The 16,887-nt window shown below is 66.0% G+C and carries 11 protein-coding genes; all 11 read left to right on the top strand.

Annotation, left to right across the window (positions count from 1 at the left end; translation table 11 throughout):
• Positions 1 to 56: 56 nt before the first annotated feature.
• The 11 genes from fmt (at position 57) to QHC78_RS10025 (ending at position 16,678) form a co-directional block, all read left to right on the top strand.
• Positions 57 to 1,004 (top strand): methionyl-tRNA formyltransferase, encoded by a 948-nt coding sequence (gene fmt, locus QHC78_RS10075; RefSeq protein ID WP_319744021.1) that lies wholly within the window; start codon positions 57 to 59, stop codon positions 1,002 to 1,004.
• On the top strand, positions 1,004 to 2,326 hold the full coding sequence (rsmB, locus tag QHC78_RS10070) for a 16S rRNA (cytosine(967)-C(5))-methyltransferase RsmB (protein WP_319744019.1): 1,323 nt from the start codon (positions 1,004 to 1,006) through the stop codon (positions 2,324 to 2,326). Before fmt ends, rsmB begins: the two co-directional genes overlap by 1 nt.
• Entirely contained in the window at positions 2,323 to 3,168 is an 846-nt protein-coding gene (locus QHC78_RS10065; RefSeq protein WP_319744017.1) for a DUF4390 domain-containing protein, read from the top strand. Before rsmB ends, QHC78_RS10065 begins: the two co-directional genes overlap by 4 nt.
• Positions 3,169 to 3,191: 23 nt before the next feature.
• Positions 3,192 to 5,645, top strand: a complete 2,454-nt coding sequence (locus QHC78_RS10060) for a sensor histidine kinase (RefSeq protein ID WP_319744892.1) — start codon at positions 3,192 to 3,194, stop codon at positions 5,643 to 5,645.
• A gap of 17 nt (positions 5,646 to 5,662) precedes the next feature.
• Positions 5,663 to 6,397: a response regulator gene (locus QHC78_RS10055; protein ID WP_319744015.1), complete on the top strand. Its 735-nt coding sequence runs from the start codon at positions 5,663 to 5,665 to the stop codon at positions 6,395 to 6,397.
• Positions 6,394 to 7,770: a Trk system potassium transporter TrkA gene (trkA, locus tag QHC78_RS10050; RefSeq protein ID WP_319744014.1), complete on the top strand. Its 1,377-nt coding sequence runs from the start codon at positions 6,394 to 6,396 to the stop codon at positions 7,768 to 7,770. Before QHC78_RS10055 ends, trkA begins: the two co-directional genes overlap by 4 nt.
• Before the next feature lie 17 nt (positions 7,771 to 7,787).
• Positions 7,788 to 9,257 (top strand): TrkH family potassium uptake protein, encoded by a 1,470-nt coding sequence (locus QHC78_RS10045; RefSeq protein ID WP_319744012.1) that lies wholly within the window; start codon positions 7,788 to 7,790, stop codon positions 9,255 to 9,257.
• 469 nt (positions 9,258 to 9,726) lie between these two features.
• Positions 9,727 to 9,978 (top strand): BTH_I0359 family protein, encoded by a 252-nt coding sequence (locus QHC78_RS10040; protein ID WP_319744010.1) that lies wholly within the window; start codon positions 9,727 to 9,729, stop codon positions 9,976 to 9,978.
• Between the two features lie 424 nt (positions 9,979 to 10,402).
• Positions 10,403 to 11,644, top strand: a complete 1,242-nt coding sequence (locus QHC78_RS10035; protein ID WP_319744008.1) for a YbdK family carboxylate-amine ligase — start codon at positions 10,403 to 10,405, stop codon at positions 11,642 to 11,644.
• A gap of 114 nt (positions 11,645 to 11,758) precedes the next feature.
• The gene (gene metH, locus QHC78_RS10030) at positions 11,759 to 15,529 is read left to right on the top strand and encodes a methionine synthase (RefSeq protein WP_319744007.1); all 3,771 of its coding nucleotides are present in this window, start codon (positions 11,759 to 11,761) and stop codon (positions 15,527 to 15,529) included.
• Between the two features lie 177 nt (positions 15,530 to 15,706).
• The gene (locus QHC78_RS10025; RefSeq protein WP_319744005.1) at positions 15,707 to 16,678 is read left to right on the top strand and encodes a Bug family tripartite tricarboxylate transporter substrate binding protein; all 972 of its coding nucleotides are present in this window, start codon (positions 15,707 to 15,709) and stop codon (positions 16,676 to 16,678) included.
• Positions 16,679 to 16,887: the final 209 nt, after the last annotated feature.

The raw sequence follows: 16,887 nt of genomic DNA, 5'->3' as shown, positions 1-16,887 counted from the left end.
CGGTCCGCCACTGCCGCCCTCCGGGGGCGCGCGCTAGCGCGTAGGGGGGACGCTCCATGAATCTGGTTTTTGCCGGTACGCCGGAATTCGCCAAAGTCGCCCTGCAAGCCTTACTGGCTGCCGGGCATGAGATTGCGCTGGCGCTGACGCAGCCGGACCGGCCGGCCGGCCGCGGGCTCAAGCTCACGCCCAGCCCGGTCAAGGCCGCCGCGGTGGCGGCAGGTGTGCCGGTCCTGCAGCCGCGCAGCCTGCGGCTGGACGGCAAGTATCCGCAAGAGGCCGCCGAGGCACACGAAGCGCTGCGCGCGGCGCGAGCCGACGCGATGATCGTCGCGGCATATGGCTTGATCCTGCCGCAGTCGGTGCTCGATATACCGCGCCTGGGTTGCCTGAACATCCATGCCAGCCTGCTGCCCCGATGGCGCGGCGCGGCGCCCATCCAGCGGGCCATCGAAGCCGGCGACGCCGAGACGGGGATCACCATCATGCAGATGGACGCGGGTCTGGACACGGGAGACATGCTGCTCAAGGCTGCTCTTCCCATCATGCCCGGGCAGACCGCCGGCGAACTGCACGATGACCTGGCCCGCCTCGGCGGCGAGCTGATCGTGCAGGCGCTGGCACGCCTGGAGGTCGGCGACCTGGCCGCCACGCCGCAGCCGGCCGAGGGAGTGACCTACGCCGCCAAGCTGGACAAGGCCGAGGCCGCGCTGGACTTCACGCGCCCTGCCGAGGAGCTGGCGCGCCGCGTGCGGGCATTCAACCCGGTTCCCGGCGCGACCGTGCGCCTGCCCGGCCTGCCCGACCCCGTCAAGGCCTGGCGCGCCCAGGCATTGGACGAAACAGTCGCCGCCGCGCCGGGCAGCGTCGTGCGCGCCGGGGCGGCCGGGGTCGACCTCGCCACCGGCCGGGGTATTCTCCGGCTTACCGAACTGCAGAAAGCCGGCGGCAAGCGCCAACCTGCGGATGTCTTTGTACGGGGCTGGAGCCCGGGACCGCTCTGATGGCGCCGTCCGCTTCTCTCGCACCCGCATCGGCGCCTTTGTCCGAGGTGCTGCTGGCTGCAGCGCGCGCGGTCCAGGCGGTATTGGCCGGGACGTCGCTTACCGATGCTTTGTCGCGCGTCACCCCGGACCTGAGGCCGGCCGCCCAGGCTGTCTCTTTCCATGCCATGCGCCAGCTCGGCCGGGCGCGCGCGGTGCGGCAGGCGTTGATTCCGCGCAAGCCGTCCGATGCCTTGCTCGATGCCCTGCTGCTCACGGCTTTTTCGCTGCTGGTGGTGGACGAGGCCGAGGCCGCCGGGGCAGGCGTGGGCTATGCCGCCCATACGGTGGTGGACCAGGCGGTGCGCGCGGCTGCCGGACAGCGGTTCCTCGCGCCTTTCAAGGGCTTGGTCAATGCCAGCCTGAGGCGCTTCCTGCGCGAGCGCGAGCAGGTGCTCGAGACGACGGGCCGGCGGCCAGAAGCGGCGTGGAATCATCCTGAATGGTGGGTTCGCCGCCTGCGCACCGACTATCCCGGCCAGTGGCAGGACTTGCTGCGCGCCGCCAACCGGCCCGCGGCCATGGTCCTGCGCGTGAACCGGCGGCGCACCAGCCGCGAGGCGCTATTGGCCGCGTTCCGCGAGGCCGGCATCGAAGGCTGGCCGGTGGGCGAGGCCGCGGTAGTCCTGTCGCAGGCGCGCCCGGTCCATCAATTGCCCGGTTTCGCCGAGGGGTGGTGGTCGGTGCAGGACGCCGCGGCGCAACTGGCCGCGCCGCTGCTGCAGGTGCGGGACGGGATGCGCGTGCTCGATGCCTGCGCCGCGCCTGGCGGCAAAACGGCGCACCTGCTGGAAATGGCCGATGTCGACTTGCTGGCGCTGGACGTGGACGCGGAACGTCTGGCTCGTGTCGACGCCAATCTCGCGCGGCTCGGACTGGCGGCCCGGACCCAGGCCGCCGACGTGGCGGATCTCGATTCGTGGTGGGACGGTCAGGCCTTCGACGCGGTGCTGGCCGACGTGCCTTGTACGGCGTCGGGCATCGTGCGGCGCCATCCGGATATCCGCTGGCTGCGCCGCGAGGGCGACATCGCCAACACCACGGCGTTGCAGGCGCGGATCGTCGACGCCTTGTGGCAGGTGGTAGCGCCCGGTGGTAAATTGCTCTATGCAACCTGCTCGATTTTTCCCGCGGAGGGGGTCAAGCAAGCCGAGGCCTTCCAGCTCAGGCACCCCGATGCGGCGCGGCTGCCTGCACCCGGACAATTGCTTACGCAGGCGGAGCCTGATCGGCCGGCCGAGCAGCACGATGGTTTTTTCTACGCGTTGTTTGCCAAGGTTTGATCATTCTCCGATTTCGTCGCGCCTTCATTCTGCCGGTCGTGATCCTGATGCTGCTATGCGGTGGCAGGGTCGCGGCCGCCGATCCCGCGGTCCAGTCTGTGGAGCTGGTCGAACGCGGCCGCGACCTGCTCCTGAGCGCCGACGTGTCGCTGGACTTGAACGACCAGCTCGAAGACGCGGTATCGCGCGGCCTGCCGCTCTATTTCTCGGTCGAGGTCGAAATCCGGCGGCCTCGATGGTATTGGTTCGACGAGGTGGTGCTTGCCTCCAACCAGACCTGGCGCATCGTCTATAACCCGCTGACCCGCCAATGGCGGGTGCATTCGGGCAACCTGGCACTGCCGGTGGGCTCGCTGGGCGAAGCCCTGTCCGTGGTACGCCACGTGCGCCACTGGCGCATCGGCGACCGCGACGCGTTGGAGCCGGACACCCGCTATCAGGGACGCCTGCGCGTGCGCTTCGACATATCCCAGCTCTCCAAGCCGTTCCAGGTCAACGCGCTCAATAGCAGCGATTGGTCCCTGGCCACGCCGTGGACCGACTTCGAAGTACGCCTGGGCAAGGAGCTGCCGCCCCCACCGGCTCCGCCCGCGCCCTCCGGCCTGCCGCCGCCTTCCGCGCCGCCGCCCGACCGGCACTCCGGGGCGCCTGGAGCCGTTCCGTCTGCGCCATCCATGCAGCTCGTGCCCGAGCCCGACGAGCAGCAGTCGTCCTCTTCGACGCCGTCATCCCCGGCGCCGGCCAATGGAACCAAGGACCGGAACGGGCTGACTTTGCCGGGCGGTCCGGCGCCCGCAGGTCCCGGCGGGCTGGGGCTGAACCCGCCAACGGAGCCGCGCTGATGCGAACCCGCCGCGTCCGTATCATGAACCGGTTCCTGCGCGTGCTGCTTGGCGTGGCGGGGGTGAGCGCATTGCTGCTGCTCTTGCTGCTGGCGTGGTCCACCGGCAACTCGTCCCGCCTGGAGCAGCAGTATGGGCTGCTGCTCGGCTTGAATGCCATCGTCGCGCTGGTCCTGTTCGTCTGGGTGGTGGTCCTGACCGTCCGTCTGCGAGGCCAGCTGCGGCGCGGCCAGTTCGGCGCCAAGATCACCTCGCGCTTCGCCCTTGCGTTCGCGCTGGTAGGCGTGGTGCCGGGCGTGTTGATCTACATGCTGTCGGTGCAATTCCTGTCGCGCTCCATCGAGTCGTGGTTCAACGTGCGGGTCGATACCGCGCTGGAGTCCGGACTGAACCTGGGACGTGCCGCGCTCGATTCGCAGTTGCAGGACATGAATGCCAAGGCGCGCACCATGTCGATCGAACTCGGCGACACAGCGGAGTCGAATGTCGGCCTGTCGCTGACCCGGCTGCGCGAGCAGGTGGGCGTCCAGGACGCGCTGGTATTCACGGCCAGCGGCCGCGTCATCGCGTGGTCCACCAATTCGTACGGTTCGCTGGTTCCGGAAACGCCGCCGCCGCAGGTGCTGCGGCAGCTGAAGATATCGCGCGTGTATGCCGAGGCCGAGGCCAACAGCGCTTCCAGCCCGACGACCGTGGAAGGCATACAGGGACCGCTGGGGACGACCCGCGATACGGCCGACGGCGGTGCGCTGCGGTTGCGCGTGATCGTTCCCATTTCGCCGATGGGCGGTTTCGAGCTGCCGGGAATGCTGCCAGTCGAAGCGCGCTACCTGCAACTGCTGCAAAACGTGCCCGAGCAGATCGCCAGGAATGCCGACGAGGTCCAGCGCGGCTACCGCGACTACCAGGAACTGTCCTTGTCGCGGGTGGGCTTGCGCAAGCTCTACGGCATCACGCTGACCCTGGCGCTGCTGCTGGCCGTGTTCGCGGCGATCGCGGCGGCGTTCTCGCTCTCGTCCAGGATGGTGCGGCCATTGCTGCGCCTGGCCGAGGGGACGCAGGCGGTAGGGGTGGGCGACTATCGGCCCATTCCCGAGCCTCCGCAGAGTGACGAACTGGGCCAGCTGACCCGTTCGTTCAACGCCATGACGCGCCAGCTCGACGAGGCGCGCCGGATGGTCGAGAGCAATCGGCGCCAGCTCGAACGCAGCAACGTCTATCTCGAAAGCATCCTGTCCAACTTGTCGTCGGGCGTGCTGGTATTCGACGAGGGATTCCGGGTCGCGACGGTCAACCGCGGCGCCCAGCAGATCCTGCGGGTCGATCTGCGCGTGGTTACCGGGCGGCCCCTGGAGACCGTCGACGGGCTGACGGCGTTTGCGCAGACCATACGGACGGCATTCGCGGAACATGCCGCCGCCGGCACCGGCCGGCCATACTGGCAGCAGCAATTCGAGATCGTCCGGCCGCAAGCCGGCCCCGGTTCCGCCGCGCCGGGCGGCGAAGGTAACAATTCCGATCCCACTCGCGACGACAATACGATTACCCTGCTCGCGCGAGGGTCACATCTGCCGGCGGTGGGAGCGAGCGGGGGCTACGTGGTAGTGTTCGACGATATTACGGAGGTCATTTCGGCCAACCGTGCGGTGGCATGGGGCGAGGTGGCCAGGCGGCTGGCGCATGAAATCAAGAACCCCTTGACGCCGATCCAGCTATCGGCCGAACGTATCGCCATCAAGCTGGCCGACAAGCTGGCGCCCACGGATGCCGAGATGCTGAAGCGCTCGACCACCACTATCATCAACCAGGTCAGCTCCATGCAGCGCATGGTGGATGACTTCCGCGAGTACGCCCGGACGCCGCCGGCGCAGCACCAGCAATTGGACCTGAACGAACTGGTGGCCGAGGTCCTGACGCTCTATGGCTGGGACCCGGCTGGAGGCATGTTGAAAGCAGGTACGGGAAGCATTGCACTGGCGGTCGAGCTGGAGAACGCGCTGCCCCGCGTGCGCGGAGACGCGACGCAGCTGCGCCAGGTCATTCACAATCTCATCGCCAACGCGCGCGATGCGATCGAGGAAAAGGCCAAGGAGGCGGCCAAGCAGTCCGGCGGCGCTGCGGCCACCCGGCCCGGCGACCGCATCTCGGTCAGTACGCGCCTGATCAATACGCAGCTCTCGGACGGCCGGGAGCATGCGAGCGTGAAATTCATGGTGACCGATACCGGCGCCGGGTTCGCCGCCCGCATCCTGCAACGCGCTTTCGAGCCCTATATCACGACCAAGGCGCGCGGTACCGGATTGGGTCTGGCGATCGTGAAGAAGATCGTCGAGGAGCATGGGGGAAGAATTGATCTTGCGAATCGGCCCGAAGGAGGCGCAATGGTCTCTATACTATTTACTCGGCTCGCTGGGGGTAGTGACGTCGAACATGACGCCGCGCGTTTTTCCGAGGCTGCGGGGGCACAGTCCGCGTAACAGAGGTTTCTAAAGATATGGCCAGAATTTTGGTGGTTGACGACGAGGTCGGCATCCGCGAACTCCTGTCGGAAATTCTTTACGACGAAGGGCATACGGTCGATCTGGCCGAAAATGCCGCGGCGGCACGCGCGCTGCGTGCCGCCCATCGTCCCGACGTGGTCCTGCTCGATATCTGGATGCCCGATACCGATGGCGTGACCTTGCTCAAGGAGTGGGCGTCGCAAGAGCTGCTAGACATGCCCGTCATCATGATGAGCGGACATGCCACCATCGACACGGCGGTCGAGGCGACCCGCATAGGCGCCATCGATTTTCTGGAAAAGCCCATCACCATGAACCGCCTGCTCAAAACCATCGCGGCTGCGCTGGAACGGGGCCGCGGCGGCGCCAAGCCCGCGGCCGCACCGGCCGCGGTACGTCCCGCCACCCCCAGCTATGCCGTGCCGCCGCTGGTGACGGGCGACGGCGGACGGGCGCCTGCCACGGGCCTGGCGCCCGCGGCCGACCGAAGCGCCGGGACCTTGGCCATGCACGACAACTCGTCCCGGTCGCCGTTGCTGAGCGTGTCGCTCGACCAGCCGCTGCGGGAAGCCCGCGACGCGTTTGAACGCGTTTATTTCGAGCATCACCTGGCGCGCGAGGGAGGCAGCATGACTCGCGTGGCGGACAAGACGGGGCTGGAGCGGACCCACCTGTACCGCAAGCTCAAGCAGCTGGGGATAGAGCTCTCGCGCAAGCGCAACGTATGAAGATCCTGATACTCGGCGCTGGGCAGGTGGGTACCAGCGTGGCCGAGAACCTGGTGTCCGAGCACAACGACATTACCGTCATCGACACGGATGGAGCCCGGCTGGCGCTGTTGCAGGAGCGCCTGGACCTGCGTGGACTGATGGGTAACGGCACCCACGTCTCGACCTTGCAGGAGGCCGGTGCCGCCGACGCCGACCTGTTCATTTCCTGCGTGACCGCCGATGAAAGCAACCTGGTGGCGTGCAAGATCGCCAAGCAGGTCTTCAATGTGCCCCGCTGTATTGCCCGGGTGCGGTCATCGGAGTTCCTGGACCACGAGGAACTGATGGGCGAGGACGGCTTCGACGTCGACCACCTGATCTGCCCCGAACGCAGCGTGACCAGCTACATCGAGAATCTGATCGAGATTCCGGAGGCGCTGCAGGTAGTCGAGTTTGCCGGCGGGCGGGTGTGCGCGGTGACAGTCCGGGCCGGGGCCGGCAGCGCGCTTGCGGACCAGCCCATCCTGAGCCTGGGCGATCGCCTGCCCGGGGCCGACGTTCGCATCATTGCGATATTCCGCCACAACCGGCTGGTCGTTCCAGAGGGCGATACCGTCATCGAGCCGGGCGACGAAGTCCTCTTCCTCGCCAATACGCGCCATGTGCGCAACATCATCCGCGGGCTGCGCGAGAGCGACAAGCGGGTCAAGCGCGTGATGATCGCCGGCGGCGGCAACATCGGGCTGCGACTCGCCCGCAGCATCAGCGACCAATACGACGTCAAGGTCATCGAGCAGAACCGCCGCCGCTGCGAATTCCTTGCCACGCAGCTTCCCAGCCGTGCGCTCATCCTGAACGGCGACGCCACCGACGAGAGGCTCCTGGAGGACGAGAACGTCGCCGAGATGGATCTTTTCCTGGCGCTGACCAGCGACGACGAGGACAACATCATGTCGTCGCTGCTGGCCAAGCGTATGGGCGCGCGCCGCGTGATCGCGCTGATAGGGCGTAAAAGCTATGGCGAGCTGATGGAAGGGGGGCGGATCGATATCGCCATCTCGCCTTCCGAGGCGACCATCGGCGAACTGCTGCGCTACGTGCGCCGGGGCGACGTGGTTGCCGTCCACCGCCTGAGGCATGGCATTACCGAGGCCTTGGAGGCCATCGCCCATGGCGATGCCAAGTCTTCGCAGGTGGTGGGGCGCCGCATCGAGCAGATCGACCTGCCGGCCGGGGCTACCATCGGTGCCGTCGTGCGACAGGACGAAGTGCTGATGGCCCACCATGACACCGTCATCGAGTCCGACGACCATGTCATCGTGTTCGTCGCGCACCAGCGCCTGATCGCGCAGGTGGAAAAACTCTTCCAGGTCTCGGCGACCTTTTTCTGACCTTCCGCCCCCGGTTCATGCGCAAACTGCTCCCGGTCCTGCACGTCCTCGGGCTGGTCATCGCCCTGTTCTCCATGACGATGGCCATTCCGCTGGCGACCTCGTTCATTTTCCGCGACGGCGCCCAGGACGCCTTCATCCAGGCCATGATCGCCGGCCTGGTCGGCGGCCTGGTGCTGTCGCTGGCCACCCGCAGCCAGCGGCGGGAGCTGGCGCCGCGCGACGGGTTCCTGCTCGTGTCGCTGGTGTGGAGCGTGCTGGCGCTGATCGCTACCCTTCCGCTGCTGTTCTATTTCCGCGAGGCGGGACAGTCGCTTTCCATCACGGATGCGTATTTCGAAGCCATGTCGGGGCTGACCACCACGGGGGCCACCGTCCTCTCCGGCCTGGACAACCTGCCGCCTTCCATCAATGTCTGGCGCTGCACCCTCGTCTGGATAGGCGGGATGGGCATCCTGGTGCTGGCGGTCGCCATCCTGCCCATGCTGGGAGCCGGCGGCAGCCAGATCTTCCGGGCCGAGACTCCGGGACCGATGAAGGACGAAAAGCTTACGCCGCGCATTACCGGCACCGCCAAGGGGCTGTATGCCATCTATATGGCGATCTCGCTGCTGTGCGTACTGGCCTATCGGGCGGCGGGACTGAATTGGTACGAGGCTTATTGCCACATGGCGGCCACCATTGGCCTGGGCGGGTTTTCGACCCGCGATGCGGGTTTTGGCGCATTCGATTCGCCCGCCATCGAACTGATCGCGGTCGTGTTCATGGTGCTTGCGGGTTTCAGCTTTACCCTGCATTTCCAGGCGTTCCGGCGGCGCAGCCTGATGCCGTACCTGAACAATTCGGAAGCCAAGGCCTATGTATCGGTGCTTGTCGTCGCCGTGACCGCCATTACCGCCCTGCTGGTATTCCGGGGTACCTACGACTCTGTATGGACCGCCCTGCGCTACGCGCTGTTCAATACGGTGTCGGTGGCTACGACCACCGGCTTCGCCAGCACGGACTACTCGACCTGGCCTATTTTCGCGCCCGTCCTGATGCTGGTACTGTCCTGCTTCGCTACGTCGGCCGGCTCCACCGGCGGGGGGATCAAAATGATCCGCATCGTGATCCTGGTCAAGCAGGCCCGGCGCGAATTCATTCATATTCTTCATCCCCGCGCCATCAATCCGGTCCACATCGGCGGGCTGCCGGTGCCCAACCGGGTGGTGTTCTCGGTCCTGGCCTTCATGTTGCTCTACTGGGCGTCGCTGCTGGCGCTCACCATGGCGATGCTGTTTACCGGGCTGGACCCGGTCACGGCTTTCACCGCAGTACTGGCCAGCCTGAACAACACCGGGCCCGGCCTGGGGGCGGTCGGCCCGGCCAGTACCTTTGCCGTCCTGACCGACGCCCAGACCTGGATCTGTACCTTTGCCATGTTGATCGGGCGTTTGGAATTATTTGCTGTACTGGTCCTCTTTACGCGGGCATTCTGGCGCAAATGAACCCTGTGCCCGTGATGCTAATTGTGGGTGCTTACTTACGCGAAGGGCGAAGCTTAGCCTTGGAGAAGGCGCGAGCCCATCTTGGCGAGGGGGTGCAGGCCGTAATCGTCGAAGGCGGACCGGGAACTTTAACCGCCCCGCCGGGTGTCCAAATGGTACAGCTGGCGCCCGGGTGCGTTTGTTGCGTGGGACAGCTGCCGCTGCGGGTAACCGTTGCGCGGTTGCTCCGGCAGGTCCGGCCGGCCAGGTTGTGGATAGAGGTAAGCGCTAGCGGGCATGTCGCCGAGCTGCGCAGGCAGTTGGACGGACCAGGTTTTGCGGGAGCAGTGAAGCTGTACGAGGGCGAACCGGGCCACGGACCGTAAGCCGATAGTCGGAACCAATCCAGTCGACCCTCTTGATTTCCAAACGCAGGCACCAATTTAATAGTCAGGTGGTCGGTCAGACCCCTGTCTTCAGGAGCCAGACCATGGAAATGATCTATAACAGCCCGAACTACGTAGTAGTCGAGTTCGCCCAACTCGACGGCGCTTCCAACGCCGGCGGATTCGAGATCGTCGACAAGCAATCGCGCCGCGAGGTCTATATCGCCGGTGAATCAGCGGAACAATTCCGTACGCAGGTGCGGGAACTGATCGCCACCGAACCCTCCATGGAGGACGTCGACGAATTCCTCAGCCAGTTCGACGACTACATGCACCATCCACTGACCTTGCATTGATGCCTGTGCCGCCGGCGCTGCGCGCCGGTTAATGAATGTAAGGACACACTTCCCGCATGTGGGGCCGTCCTGGCCCCTTTTAGCCGTTCCCCCGGCCCTTATTCGAATAATTCTGTCATCCGGGCTTGGTACGCTGCTTCTCGTCGGCTTATCGGCCAGCCGCGGAATTCCGGGCAATTCGGTCCGTTGCGCCGCATGTTTGCTCGCTTGTCAGTGGACACTTACTCCAAAGCGCTGCGTGGTCGCGAGTTTTCCTAGGGGAAACACCTAACGTCGGCCAATTTTCGGGGATCTGTCACCAACTTGCGGCTAAACTCGCCCGACGATAACACCATCGTGATGCTGGCCTACGACGCGCACCGCGCGTCCGGCGTCGCCACTCCGGGTAGCCCGCTGCCCGGACGTTCTCATCAAGGAGACCCCGATGCAGACCATCGCATTCACGGCGTCCGCGCCCAACACGCTAGGTATTGAACTCGAACTGCAAATCGTCGACCCGCAGAACTTCGACCTGACCGGCGCGGCCGAGGAATTGCTTGCGCAAATCGCCAACCATCCCTGCGCCGACCGGGTCAAACCGGAAATTACCCGGTCGATGATTGAACTGAACTCTTCGGTGCACACCGACCCCACCCGCCTTTTGGTGGAGATGCGCGGCATGCGCGATCTGCTGGTGGAGGCTGCCGACGCCGTCGGGGTCCGGGTGGCGGGCGGCGGCACGCACGCCTTCATGCGTTGGCATGACCGCACCATTTTCGATTCGCCGCGTTTCCAGTACCTCTCCGAGATGTACGGCTATCTGGCCAGGCAGTTCACGGTCTTCGGTCAGCATATCCATCTGGGCGTCAGCAGCGGCGATGCCGCCATCGCGTTGACCCAGAAGCTGTCCGCCTATGTGCCCCATTTCATTGCCCTGGCCGCCTCCTCGCCGTACTTCGAGGGCGTGGATACCCAGTTCGCCTGCAGCCGCCTCAACGCCCTGAACGCCTTCCCGATGTGCGGCCACCTGCCGCCCGAAGTGGTGGACTGGCATGGTTTCGAGTCGTATTTCGCGCAGCTGCAGACGTCCGGCCTGATCGAAAGCATCAAGGACCTGTACTGGGACGTCCGGCCCAAGCCGGAGTTCGGGACCGTCGAAATCCGCGTCTGCGATACGCCGCTGACGGTCGAAAAGGCGTGCCAGCTGGCGGCCTTCGCGCAGACCCTGGGCGTTGCGCTGGCCAACGAGCCGATGCCCGGCGTGCAGGCCTGGATGGCCTACCGCACCAACCGCTTCCAGGCCACCCGCTTCGGACTGCACGGCAACTATGTCGACCCCGCGCATGGGCGGGTCCGGCTCAGCGACCACCTGAAACTGACCTTCGACAAGTTGCAGCCGCTGGCCCGGGAACTCGGTACTGCGGACCTGCTGGAGGCGCTGCAGGAAGAGACGTTCAGGAACGGCGGCGATTCCAAGTGGTTGCGGAGCCGCTTCAACCGGAGCCAGGAGATCGCCGAGGTGGTCGAGGCGGCCGTGGGCGCCTGGCGCGGAGAAGCGCCGGGCGCCGAGCCGCGCGTTCCGGAACTGCCGGCGCGCCGCCGCGTCCGTGCCAGTTCCGAACCCATCCTGAGCCTGGACGCGCTCAAGCCGCTCGATTTCAAGCGCTTGGGAGGCCGGTTGCACTAAGCGGCAGGGCAGCAGCGGCCGGCCTTGCCGGCTTGGTAAAATGGACGATTCGTCTTAGCCGACAGCCCGGGTCCATGTCTTCATGCCGGGGCTGTTCATCGAGGCCGCTCGCCCATGTCGTTCCCGTCGCTCCCCTACCCCCCCTCCACGTATACCCGCGGCGCCGAATTCGCGCGCCTGCTGACCGAACGCATCCTGATCCTGGATGGCGCGATGGGCACCATGATCCAGCGCTACAAGCTGGACGAAGCGGCTTTCCGGGGCGAGCGCTTCGCCGCCCACGGCAAGGACCTCAAAGGCAACAACGAGCTGCTCAGCCTGACCCGCCCCGAGGTCATCCTGGAAATCCACCGCGGCTACCTGGCGGCGGGTGCGGACATCGTCGAGACCAATACCTTCGGCGCGACCTCGATCGCCCAGGGGGACTACGAGCTGCCCGAGCTGGCCTACGAACTCAACCTGGCCTCGGCGCGCCTGGCACGCCAGGTCTGCGACGAATTCAGCACCCCCGAGCGGCCGCGTTTCGTAGCCGGGGCCCTGGGGCCGCAGCCCAAGACGGCGTCGATCTCGCCTGACGTGAACGACCCCGCGGCCCGCAACGTGACCTTCGACGAGCTGCGGGCGGCCTATACGGAACAGTTGAACGGCCTGCTGGACGGCGGTATCGACCTCGTCCTGATCGAGACCATCTTCGATACCCTGAACGCCAAGGCGGCCATCTTCGCCGTCGAGGAAGTGTTCGAGGCGCGCGGCGAGCGCCTGCCCGTCATGATCTCGGGCACGGTCACCGATGCATCGGGCCGCATTCTGTCGGGGCAGACGGTCGAGGCGTTCTGGAACTCGGTCCGCCATGCACGCCCGATCACCATCGGCCTGAACTGCGCCCTGGGCGCCGCGCTGATGCGCCCCTATATCGCCGAGCTGTCCAAGATCTGCGACACCTTCGTCTGCGTTTACCCGAACGCCGGCTTGCCGAATCCGCTCAGCGACACCGGCTTCGACGAGACGCCGGAGGACACCTCGCGCCTGCTCGAGGAGTTCGCGCGCGCCGGTTTCGTCAACGTCGTCGGCGGCTGCTGCGGCACGACTCCGGACCATATCCGGGCCATCGCCCAGAAAGTGGGCGGCCTGCCGCTGCGCCAGCCGCCGGTCATCGACGTCAAGATGCGCCTGTCCGGGCTCGAGGCCTTGAACATCGACGAACAGACACTGTTCGTCAACGTCGGCGAACGCACCAATGTCACCGGCAGCAAGATGTTCGCGCGGCTGATCCGCGAGGAAAAATTCGACGAGGCGCTGACCGTGGCGCGCCAGCAGGTCGAGAACGGCGCGCAGATCATCGACATCAACATGGACGAGGCCATGCTGGATTCCCAGGCCAGCATGACGCGATTCCTGAACCTGATCGCGTCGGAGCCCGACATTTCCCGCGTGCCGGTCATGATAGACAGCTCCAAGTGGAGCGTGATCGAGGCCGGCCTCAAGTGCGTGCAGGGCAAGGCCGTCGTCAATTCCATCTCCATGAAAGAGGGGATCGAGCCCTTCCTGCACCAGGCGCGGCTGTGCCGCCGCTACGGCGCGGCGGTCGTGGTCATGGCCTTCGACGAACAAGGGCAGGCCGATACGCTCCAGCGCCGCATCGACATCTGCGGCCGTGCCTACAAGCTGCTGGTGGAAGAGGTGGGCTTCCCGCCCGAGGACATCATCTTCGACCCGAACGTGTTCGCCATCGCCACCGGCATCGAGGAACACAACCACTACGCCGTCGACTTCATCGAGGGCACGCGCTGGATACGCGAAAACCTGCCGCACGCCAAGGTATCGGGCGGCATCTCCAACGTCAGCTTCTCGTTCCGCGGCAACGAGCCGATGCGCGAAGCCATCCATACGGTGTTCCTCTACCACGCCATCCGGGCCGGGCTGACCATGGGCATCGTCAACGCCGGCCAGCTCGGGGTATACGCCGACCTGGACCCGGTATTGCGCGATCTGGTCGAAGACGTGGTGCTGGACCGCGCGGAACCGGTCGGCCGCGCCGACCCAGGCGACGAGCGCACGCCGACCGAGCGCCTGGTGCAGTTCGCCGACACGGTCAAGGGCACGGGCGCCAAGAAGGAAGAGGACCTCGCCTGGCGCAGCCTGCCCTATGGCGAGCGCCTCACCCACGCGCTGGTGCACGGCATCAACGCGTATATCGTCGATGACACCGAGGAAGCCCGCCAGGCCGTGGCGGCGCGGGGCGGCCGCCCCATCGAGGTGATCGAAGGGCCGCTGATGGACGGCATGAACGTGGTCGGCGACCTGTTCGGTTCCGGCAAGATGTTCCTGCCCCAGGTGGTGAAGTCGGCCCGTGTGATGAAGCAGGCCGTGGCGCACCTGGTGCCCTTCATCGAGGAAGAAAAGCGGCAGCTGGAAGCCGCCGGCGGCGACGTGCGTCCCAAGGGCAAGATCGTCATCGCCACGGTCAAGGGCGACGTGCACGACATCGGCAAGAACATCGTCAGCGTCGTGCTCCAGTGCAACAACTTCGAAGTCGTCAACATGGGCGTCATGGTGCCGGCGGCCGAGATCCTCGCCAAGGCCAAGGAAGAGAACGCCGACATCGTCGGCCTATCGGGCCTGATCACGCCCAGCCTGGAGGAGATGGCCTACGTCGCGTCGGAAATGCAGCGCGACGAGTATTTTCGCCAGCGCAGCATCCCCTTGCTGATCGGCGGTGCGACCACCAGCCGCGTGCATACCGCCGTGAAGATTGCGCCGCATTACGAAGGGCCTGTGATCTACGTTACCGATGCCAGCCGCTCGGTCGGCGTGGCCCAGAACCTGGTGTCGGAGCAGGCTGCGCAGTACGTGGCGCAGCTCAAGGCCGAGTACGAGCGGGTGCGCGAGCAGTATGCCAATCGCAAGGCTACGCCGCTGATCCCGCTGGCCGAGGCGCGTGCCAACAAGCCGGCGATAGCCTGGCAGGGCTACCAGCCGCCGCGGCCCAAGTTCATCGGCCGCCGCCTGTTCAAGAACTTCGACCTGGCCGAGATCGCACGCTACATCGACTGGCAGCCTTTTTTCCAGACCTGGGACCTGCATGGCGCTTTCCCGGCCATCCTCGACGACGCAGTGGTGGGCGATTCGGCCCGCAAGGTCTACGCCGACGGGCAGGCCCTGCTCAAGCGGGTCATCGACGGGCGGTGGCTCACGGCCAATGCCGCCGTGGCCTTCTATCCGGCCAATACCGTCAACGAGGACGACATCGAGGTCTATGCCGACGAGTCGCGGCAGCAGGTGCTGTTCACCTGGCGCAACCTGCGCCAGCAGACCGCCAAGCGCGAGGGCGTGGACAACAAGTGCCTGGCCGATTTCATTGCGCCCAAGGCCAGCGGCCTGCAGGACTACATCGGCATGTTCGCCGTCACCGCCGGCCTGGGCATCGAGAAGTGGGAAGCCGAGTTCCAGAAGCAGCATGACGACTACTCCAGCATCATGCTCAAGGCGATCGCCGACCGGCTGGCGGAAGCCTTCGCCGAGGCCCTGCACGAGCGCGTACGCAAGGACCTCTGGGGCTATGCGCCGGACGAGACGCTCGACAACGAGGCGCTGATCCGCGAGGCCTACCGCGGCATACGCCCGGCGCCGGGCTATCCCGCCTGCCCCGAGCACACCGTCAAGCGCGATATGTTCGACGTCATGGCATGCCAGGACATCGGCATGGAGCTGACCGACAGCCTGGCGATGTACCCGGCCGCGGCGGTGTCCGGTTTCTACTTCAGCCACCCCGAGTCGCAATACTTCAACGTCGGCAAGATAGGCGAGGACCAGCTGGCCGACTACGCCGCGCGGAGCGGGCGCAGCGAGGACGACCTGCGGCGGGCCTTGATGTCCAGCCTGTAGCGCCGGGGCGGTATGGGCGGCCATGGCGTGCTGGTGTGCGCCAGGGCCGTTTACGGTCCGTGACGGCCTATTTCCTGCCGCTGAATACCGCGGCCAGGACCGATCTTCTAAGCTAGGGCAACAACCATCCCATAAGCCCAGGCCCCAGGACGGATACGGCCGGAGGAGGAGACCCCCATGAGTCTACGCGCGCCCCTGCTCGCCGCCTTGTTCCCGCTCGCCTGTGTGTTGCCGGGAACGGCGGAAGCCCAGGATATCCCTGACAAATCGCTCACCATGGTCGTCGGCTTCGCGCCGGGCGGCGGCGCCGATACCGCGGCCCGGCTCATCGCCCGCAAGCTGTCGGCCAATCTTGGCCGCACGGTCGTGGTGGAAAACAAGGCCGGCGCCGGCGGGAATATCGCGCACGATCTGGTGGCCAGGGCCGAGCCCGACGGGGCGACCATCCTGCTGGGCTCCGTGGGTCCGCTTTCGATCGCGCCCCACCTGATGAAACTGCCGTACGACCCGGTCAAGGACCTTGCGCCCATCACCATGGGGGTCAACTTTCCCAACGTGCTGGTGGTGCCGGCCAACCTGGGCGTCAAGAGCCTGCAGGAATACATCGACCTCGCGCGCAAGCAGCCCGGGCGGGTCACCTACGCGTCCACCGGGGCCGGCTCGGCCTCGCACCTGGCCGGCGAGTTGCTCAACCAGCGGGCCAAGTTGAACGTCGTCCACGTACCCTACAAAGGCGGGGCGCCAGCCATGGTGGACTTGCTGGCGGGACGCGTGTCCTCGTATTACTCGACCCCCTCTTCCGCCCAGCCTCACATCGAAAGCGGCAAGCTGGTGGCGTTGGCGACCACCGGCCTCAAGCGTCCTGACTTCATGCCGGGCGTGCCGACCATTGCAGAGTCCGGCATCCCGGATTTCAATGCCACCAACTGGTATGCCTTCGTCGCGCCCGCGAAGGTGCCGGCCGCCATCCTGGACCGCTGGAACGAGGAGATCGTAAAGGTATTGAACGACGCCGAGATCAAGGCCCAGCTGATCAAGCATGGCCTGACGCCGGAGCCGACCAGCCGGGAGGAGCTGGCGCGGTTCATCGCCAACGAATCCGATACGTGGGGCCGCATCATCAAGGAGCGCAACATTACCGTGCAGTGACGCAGGCCGCCCGCCGGCCGCTGAGCAATGCGGGACGACCCGGTCCCATTGAAGGCGCAGGAAAACCGTATCGGGCCTCCGCGGGCCGACCCGCGATGTCGGGCACAATAGCGGATCACCACTGCGGGCGCCTAGATGGATAATTCGACAAGATCCGCCACCCAGACCCGTGCAAAACGGGCAAGCCAGAAAACGTCCAGGAAATCCGG

This window comes from Pigmentiphaga sp. (assembly GCF_033795525.1).
Lineage (GTDB): Bacteria > Pseudomonadota > Gammaproteobacteria > Burkholderiales > Burkholderiaceae_B > Pigmentiphaga.
This window is presented reverse-complemented; position numbering and strand designations above follow the sequence as displayed.

Excerpts from the sequence above, each read along its gene's own strand:
- fmt (WP_319744021.1), top strand. The coding sequence starts at position 57 with ATGAATCTGGTTTTTGCCGGTACGCCGGAATTCGCCAAAGTCGCCCTG.
- rsmB (WP_319744019.1), top strand. The coding sequence starts at position 1,004 with ATGGCGCCGTCCGCTTCTCTCGCACCCGCATCGGCGCCTTTGTCCGAG.
- QHC78_RS10060 (WP_319744892.1), top strand. The coding sequence starts at position 3,192 with ATGAACCGGTTCCTGCGCGTGCTGCTTGGCGTGGCGGGGGTGAGCGCA.
- QHC78_RS10055 (WP_319744015.1), top strand. The coding sequence starts at position 5,663 with ATGGCCAGAATTTTGGTGGTTGACGACGAGGTCGGCATCCGCGAACTC.
- trkA (WP_319744014.1), top strand. The coding sequence starts at position 6,394 with ATGAAGATCCTGATACTCGGCGCTGGGCAGGTGGGTACCAGCGTGGCC.
- QHC78_RS10045 (WP_319744012.1), top strand. The coding sequence starts at position 7,788 with ATGCGCAAACTGCTCCCGGTCCTGCACGTCCTCGGGCTGGTCATCGCC.
- QHC78_RS10040 (WP_319744010.1), top strand. The coding sequence starts at position 9,727 with ATGGAAATGATCTATAACAGCCCGAACTACGTAGTAGTCGAGTTCGCC.
- QHC78_RS10035 (WP_319744008.1), top strand. The coding sequence starts at position 10,403 with ATGCAGACCATCGCATTCACGGCGTCCGCGCCCAACACGCTAGGTATT.
- metH (WP_319744007.1), top strand. The coding sequence starts at position 11,759 with ATGTCGTTCCCGTCGCTCCCCTACCCCCCCTCCACGTATACCCGCGGC.
- QHC78_RS10025 (WP_319744005.1), top strand. The coding sequence starts at position 15,707 with ATGAGTCTACGCGCGCCCCTGCTCGCCGCCTTGTTCCCGCTCGCCTGT.